Annotated in this window: 5 protein-coding genes; all 5 read right to left on the reverse strand. The window is 63.5% G+C overall.

Features of this window, described 5'->3' with window-relative positions:
* Positions 1 to 183 precede the first annotated feature (183 nt).
* On the reverse strand, positions 184 to 870 hold the full coding sequence (locus IT350_02150) for a PilZ domain-containing protein (protein MCC6156826.1): 687 nt from the start codon (positions 868 to 870) through the stop codon (positions 184 to 186).
* Between the two features lie 172 nt (positions 871 to 1,042).
* Positions 1,043 to 2,062: a hypothetical protein gene (locus tag IT350_02155; protein ID MCC6156827.1), complete on the reverse strand. Its 1,020-nt coding sequence runs from the start codon at positions 2,060 to 2,062 to the stop codon at positions 1,043 to 1,045.
* A gap of 7 nt (positions 2,063 to 2,069) precedes the next feature.
* On the reverse strand, positions 2,070 to 2,528 hold the full coding sequence (locus tag IT350_02160; protein MCC6156828.1) for a hypothetical protein: 459 nt from the start codon (positions 2,526 to 2,528) through the stop codon (positions 2,070 to 2,072).
* Positions 2,529 to 2,539: 11 nt separating this feature from the next.
* Complete coding sequence (locus tag IT350_02165) at positions 2,540 to 4,300, reverse strand: NAD+ synthase (protein ID MCC6156829.1); 1,761 nt, start codon at positions 4,298 to 4,300, stop codon at positions 2,540 to 2,542.
* Between the two features lie 18 nt (positions 4,301 to 4,318).
* On the reverse strand, positions 4,319 to 6,995 hold a 2,677-nt coding region (gene carB, locus IT350_02170; GenBank protein MCC6156830.1), incomplete at its 5' end, for a carbamoyl-phosphate synthase large subunit.

The raw sequence follows: 6,995 nt of genomic DNA on the forward strand, positions 1-6,995 counted from the left end.
GACCGCCTCCGATATCTAGTGAATATACTAGTCACCCCCATACAGAAATTCCGCCCGTCGCGCAAGCCACTAACGCCTGCCGACGTCAGATCAGGGAAATTTGTCTAGTGAATGGCCAAAGACGAGAAACGGCGCGGCCACAAGCCGCGCCGTTTGTTTTTTCACTCGGGACAACTCCGACCGTCAAAGCCTTCGACTCAGATCCTCGCGCTGACGGGCGAGCATGTACTGGGCGAGCGCGTTCTTCGCGCCCGGCGAAAACGTCTGGAATCGAATCCCCACCTCGACGTACTTCTCCGACCCCGCGTGGATGCGACGAATCTCGCCGGAAATCCGGATCGTTCCGCACTTCGCGAGCTGGACTTCGATTTGGTCGATTGTCTCTCCCAGATGAAATTCCGGGGTCTGGCGGAAGAGCACGCAGATCCCCGAAAGGCTGATATTGAAGACCACGAGGGACGCGATGTCCTTCCCCCGACGCTTTCCGAACGCGAGGATGTTGATCGGATTGGCGATCGACGGGCCGACGCGATAGCTGTCGCGCCGCTGAATGCGATCGATTCGTGTCGGAGCCTTGATGAAAACCTCGCCTCGCTCCACGTCCACCCACTGCTCGATGGCCGACTGGAATTCGTAGAATGCGTTCTGCCAGACGAGGCGGATCACGATCGCCCCGCGCAGGGCGATGAGGTCCTTGGCGAGCTCGATCTGTTGCGGAAAAACGAGGATGCCTTCCGGCGTGAGTTTCATCAGGCGCACGAGCGCGAAATCGCCGTATCCCGTGGACGACAACTCCGCGCGCGCCCGCTCCGCCACCATGGACTCGAGCGTCTGCTGAAGGGCTTCGCCCTCGAAGAACGCCGAGTTCACGTGATCGACTCCGTCCGATGACCGGTCGCGAGCGCGAGTTGCGGCGCTTGGACGCGAAAACGTCTCATACTTGCTCTATCGGCTCAATAAACGAATCCGATGAATCCAATTTTCCAAACGCGGTGCCACGGAAAATTCGGCCAATCCCGCGCGCCGCGACTTGCGAAGTCGGTCACGAAAAATCCAGCACTTCGACGGTTTCCGCGGCCACGCCAACGGTGACCGATCGCACCGTTCCTTCAGGATCGCCGCCGAGCTGAAACGGGACGTCGTCGTCACTTTCCACCCGCACACGCGTAAGCAGGTAGTCGCGAACCCCCGCGTGCCGAATGGTCCCCGTCCACACCTGCGGTACGCGGGCCAACAGGCCGGGAATCGAGGTGGAGACCAGACGCAACTGCATATATCCGGCCGGCATCGTCGCCGCGAACGGAAAAACCTTGAGATCGAATCCGTAGTTCATCGTCGTGGCGAACCCCACGAACCTGAGCGGTCCCTCGTAAAGCAGGTCGCCGCGTCGCAATCCCAACCGCGTCGGTTGTTCGCCGATCGCGGCCTGATAGACCTGCTCGTCGGAGTCGTTGTAGACGCGGACGTTCCACGTGGAGCCGTGACGCATGAAGTGCGGGATGGAAACGAAGGCGATGGCGTAAATGTAGCCCCACATGCTGTTGGCGAACTTCCATCGCCACCCCGCGTGGTGCCGATTCTTGAGCGCGATGTAGTCGTTCAGCACCGCCGCGTCGATGCCGAGCCCGCCCATGTGCGCGAGCCGGTCGCCGACCTGCAGCATCGAAAAGCGCGTAAACCGCGAAGGCGCGCCGCGCTTGAGCCGGTCGATCGGGTCCGTTTTCGGCGGAACCTTGAGCTGCCCCGCCCAACCGTTGCCCGTGCCGAGTTTGAGCAGGCCGATGCGCGGCATGGCGGCTTCGCGACCGCTCTGGCGCAGGCGCTTCACGTGGCGCAGCAATTGCTCGATGATGCGCATCGCCGTGCCGTCGCCGCCGCCGCAGAACACCAGGGGATATCTCTTTTCGATGATTTCCTGAAGGCAGGCGTCGGACTGCTCAAAGGTCTGCGTGACGAACAGGTCTTCATCGGGGACGTGGCGCGAGACCATCTCGATCGTGTGCGCCTTGACCTTGCGCGCCTTGTTGTTCATCACGACCGCGAATCGTTGCGTCGCGTCCATCGCACCCTCACGTGTCGCGGGAAGCCGACTTCTTCTCGGTTTCACGGACAATAACGCCCAGCGCGTCCTCCGACAACCATGCGCGGAACTCGTCGATGTCGCGGAATACCTTTGCGGAGAATAGCCGCACCACCCAGTTGTGCGTCATCGGGGTAATCGCGAGGACGGGAACCCCCGCGCGCGCGCACTCCCACATCTCGATGGCCGTGCCCATGCTGGCGGTCGGCAGCACCGCGATCAGAAAACGGCAGCGAGTAGCCAGCTCGATGTGGTGATGAAACACGCGCGCGGCGTCGGCGTCGTCATACGCGGGGCTGTCGCGGTGGTGATCGACCGGGCAATAGATCGTGCGCGTCGGAGTCTTTGTCGCGACGGCGTCCTTGATCCTCGTACGATAGTCCTGCGGCTCGACATCCCGATCCGCACGCGAACCCTGGATGACGCCCGCGAGGAAGAAGTCGAACATCGAAACGTCCGTCACTCGCCGCCGTCCCGTTCGCCCGCCTCGAAACGGCCGAATCCTTCGGTGATGGGCAGACGGCGATCCTTGCCGAACGCGAGCGGAGTGATCTTCACGCCGGGCGCGGCCTGCCGGCGCTTATACTCGCTTCGGCCGACCTGACGAATCACCCACGATGCGGTTTCGCGATCGACGCCGCGCTCGACCATCTGACCGAGCGAGAGTTCTTCCTCGACGTACATCTCCAGGATCTCGTCGAGCACCGCGTATTCGGGCAGCGAGTCCGAGTCCTTCTGATTCTCGCGAAGTTCCGCCGTGGGCGCCTTCGTGAGAATTCGCGCGGGGATGACCTCGGAACCGGCCTGCCCATTGAATCGGCGGCACAGGTCGTACACGCGTGTCTTCGCGACGTCCTTGATCGGGGCGAACGCGCCGCACATGTCGCCGTAAAGGGTCGCGTATCCCACGCTCATTTCGCTCTTGTTTCCCGTCGCGAGCACCAGATGGCCGAACTGATTGGAGAGCGCCATCAGGATCACGCCTCGAATTCGTGCCTGAATGTTTTCTTCGGTGGTATTCGGCGGGCGGTTTTCCATGACCGGGCGAAGCACATCGCCGAACGCGTGAAACGCATCCTCGATCGGAACAGTCGAGAGGCGAAAACCCAGCGTCGCCGCAAGTTGCTCCGAATCCTCGCGCGAGTCGTCCGACGAAAATCGGCTCGGCATGAACACGCCCCAGACGTGCTCCGTCCCCAGCGCGCGGCAGGCGATGGCGGCCACGAGCGCCGAGTCGACCCCGCCCGAGATGCCGATGAGCGCGCTCGTGAAACCGTTTTTCCGCACGTAGTCGCCCACGCCGGTCGTGAGAGCGCGGAGCAGCAGATCCGTCGTGTCAGGAATCGCCTCCACGACGGGAGCAACCGGCGGGGCGGGCCGCGAGCCCACCACGGGAACCGGCGTCGTCCTCACCGGCGCCGCGTGCGCTCGCCGCGCGGGGGACGCGTCGCGATGACGTGGATCGCGAAGGCGTCCGTGGCTGGCGCGCTCCAGGTCGAGATCGGTCACGAGCAGGTGTTCCTCAAACGCCGCCGCGCGGGCCACGACGTTTCCCTCGACATCGATCACGCACGACACGCCATCGAAGACAAGTTCGTCCTGACCACCCACAAGGTTGCAGAACACGACGAAGACGCCGTTGTCCACCGCGCGCTGGCGCAGCATGCGCTCGCGCTGCTCGGTCTTGCGCGCATGAAACGGCGAAGCGGAGATGTTGAGGATCGCGCTCGCGCGACCCGTGACCGCCGCGTCCACATAGGGACCGTCGGTCACCCAGATGTCCTCGCAGATCGTGAGCCCGAATCCCTCGCCGCGCAGCGTGATGACGTCCGCGGACTCGCCCGCGTGGAAATACCGACGTTCGTCGAAGACGCCGTAGTTCGGCAGATGGACCTTTTTGTAGACCAGGCCGACCTCGCCGTCGGCGCAGACCGCCGCCGCGTTATAGACGTCCTGATCGAGGATCGGCGTACCGACGACGGCGACGATTCCGCGTGCCTCGGCCGCGATGTCAGCGAGCGCGCGCTCGCACAGGTCCACGAAATGCGGTTTGAGCAGCAGGTCCTCGGGCGGGTATCCGGCGATGGCGAGCTCGGGAAACAGCACGAGATCCGCCCCGGCATCGCGCGCGCGCGCCAGGTACTCCAGAATGCGGTCGCGATTTGCCGGAACGGCGCCCACCACCGGGTTGATCTGCGCGCACGCGACCCGCACCGTCATGACCCGCCCCCTCGCCGACTAACGCCTTCGGGCGGCCTCATAATACTCCTGAATCGAGCGCACGTTCCAATCCTCGGGCTTGCCGGCCGCGAGGCCGCGAAGTCCGGCAAAGGCTTCTGGGATGGTCGTGAAGTAGGGCACGCCCTGCTCCAGCGCGCCACGCCGGATCGAACGGCTGTCCGCGATGGCAGCCTTGCCCGAGGTCGTGTTGATGACGAGGTCGATATCGCCGTTGAGGATGCGGTCGACGATGTGCGGCCTGCCCTCGTGGACTTTGTTGACGACCTCGACGGCGATGCCCGCGTCGCGCGCGATCTGCGCCGTCCCGCTGGTGCACACCACGCGATAACCGAGCTCGGTCAGGCGCTTGGTGAGATCGGGAACGAAGTGACGATCGGACTCCTTGACCGAGAGGAAGACGCGCCCGCGGCTGGGCAGGCGGTTGCCGGCCGCGATCTCGGCCTTGGCGAAAGCCACGCCGAAGTCGTATCCGATCCCCATCACCTCGCCGGTGCTTTTCATCTCGGGGCCGAGCAGGGTGTCCGTGCCCGGGAATTTGATAAAGGGATAGACGGCCTCTTTCACCGCGAAATACGGAGGAATCACCGAGTCAGTGAATCCCTGATCCCGAAGACTCTGGCCGAGCATGACCTTCGTCGCGATCTTGACGAGCGGCACGCCGATCGTCTTGGAGACGAAGGGCACCGTGCGGCTCGCGCGCGGATTGACTTCGAGCAGGAAGACCTCGCTGCCCTGCACCGCGAACTGAATGTTGATGAGCCCGATGACGCCGATCTCGAATGCGAGCGCTTCGGTCTGGCGGCGGATCTTATCGAGGACTTCGTCGGACAAGGAGAACGTGGGAATCGAACAGCTCGAATCTCCGGAGTGCACGCCCGCGCGCTCGATCTGCTCCATCACCGCGCCGACCACGCACAGTTCGCCGTCGCAGACCGCGTCCACGTCGAGTTCGATGGCGTCCTCGAGAAACTTGTCGACCAGGATCGGTTTGTCGGGAGTCACGAGCACGGCGTGCTTCATGTACGTGCGCAGCGATTCCTCGTCGTGGACGATCTCCATCGCGCGCCCACCGAGCACGTACGAGGGACGCACCACAACCGGATATCCGATCCGATCGGCGACTTCGACGGCCTCGTCGACGTTCATCGCGGTGTCGTTGGGCGGCTGGCGCAGGCCGAGTTTGTTGACGATCAGGGCGAACCGCTTGCGGTCCTCGGTACGGTCGATGGCGTCGGGCGAGGTGCCGAGGATCGGCACGCCGGCGTCCTCGAGATTCTGCGCGAGTTTGAGCGGAGTCTGACCGCCGAACTGCAGCACGACACCGAAGGGCTTTTCCGTATCGACGATGTTCATGACGTGCTCGAACGTCACCGGCTCGAAGTAGAGGCGGTCCGAGGTGTCGTAATCCGTCGACACCGTTTCGGGATTACAGTTGACCATGATTGACGTGAAGCCCGCTTCCTTCGCGGCCATCGCGCCGTGAACGCAGCAGTAATCGAACTCGATGCCCTGCCCGATCCGGTTCGGCCCGCCGCCGAGGATCATCACCTTGCGCGAGTCGTCGGGACTCGCCTCGCACTCCGATTCGTAGGTGGAGTAGAAATACGGCGTGAACGCCTCGAATTCCGCGCCGCAGGTATCGACCATCTTGTAGGTGGCGGTCACGCCCAGCGACTTGCGGTGATCCCGCACGGACACCTCGTCGATGCCGAGCAGCTCGGCGAGCGTCCGATCCGAAAAGCCCATGCGTTTCGCGTTTCGCCAGTCGCCGGCGTCCCAACGTTCGAGCGCGGGCCGGTCCGGCCGCTCGGTGGCAAGCCGGGTGAGTCGGGTCTCCTCGATCACGATCTGCTCGATGTACGCGAGAAACCAGGGATCGATCTTCGACTTCGCGAAGATTTCCTCCACGCTCATCCCGACGCGCATCGCCTCGGCGATATAGTGAATGCGGTTCCACGTCGGCACGCGCAGCTTTTCCTCGAGCCCCTCGGCGTCCACGATTCGCCCGTCCTCGATGAACCGGGTCGCCTGTCCGAGACGATAGCGTCCGTTTTCCAGGGAGTTGATCGCCTTTTGTATCGCCTCGGCGAACGTGCGCCCGATCGCCATCGCCTCGCCCACGGATTTCATCTGCGTGGTGAGCGTCTTGTCGGTGTCGGGGAATTTCTCGAAATCGAAGCGCGGAATCTTGGCGACCACGTAGTCGATCGTCGGTTCGAAACACGCGCGGGTCTTGCGCGTGATGTCGTTCGTCAGCTCGTCGAGCGTGTAGCCCACCGCGAGCTTGGCGGCGATCTTGGCGATGGGGAATCCGGTGGCCTTCGACGCCAGCGCGGACGACCGGGACACGCGCGGATTCATCTCGACGATCACCTGCTCGCCCGTGTCGGGGTTCACCGCGAACTGGATGTTGCAGCCGCCCGTGTCGACGCCGATCTCCCGGATGATGCGCAGCGACGAGTCGCGCATGATCTGGTATTCCTTGTCGGTCAGCGTCTGCGCCGGTGCCACGGTGATGGAATCGCCCGTGTGCACGCCCATGGGGTCGAGGTTTTCGATCGAGCAGATGATGACGACGTTGTCCATGCGGTCACGCATCACCTCGAGCTCGTATTCCTTCCACCCGAGCACGCTCTCCTCGATCAGCACCGTCTTTTTCGGCGACAGATCGAGA

This window comes from Deltaproteobacteria bacterium (assembly GCA_020845895.1).
In the GTDB taxonomy this organism is placed as follows: domain Bacteria; phylum Lernaellota; class Lernaellaia; order JACKCT01; family JACKCT01; genus JADLEX01.

What these genes read in the sequence shown, in the direction of transcription:
- IT350_02165 (MCC6156829.1), bottom strand. Translation starts at nt 4,300, where the DNA reads ATGACGGTGCGGGTCGCGTGCGCGCAGATCAACCCGGTGGTGGGCGCC.
- IT350_02155 (MCC6156827.1), bottom strand. Translation starts at nt 2,062, where the DNA reads ATGGACGCGACGCAACGATTCGCGGTCGTGATGAACAACAAGGCGCGC.
- IT350_02160 (MCC6156828.1), bottom strand. Translation starts at nt 2,528, where the DNA reads ATGTTCGACTTCTTCCTCGCGGGCGTCATCCAGGGTTCGCGTGCGGAT.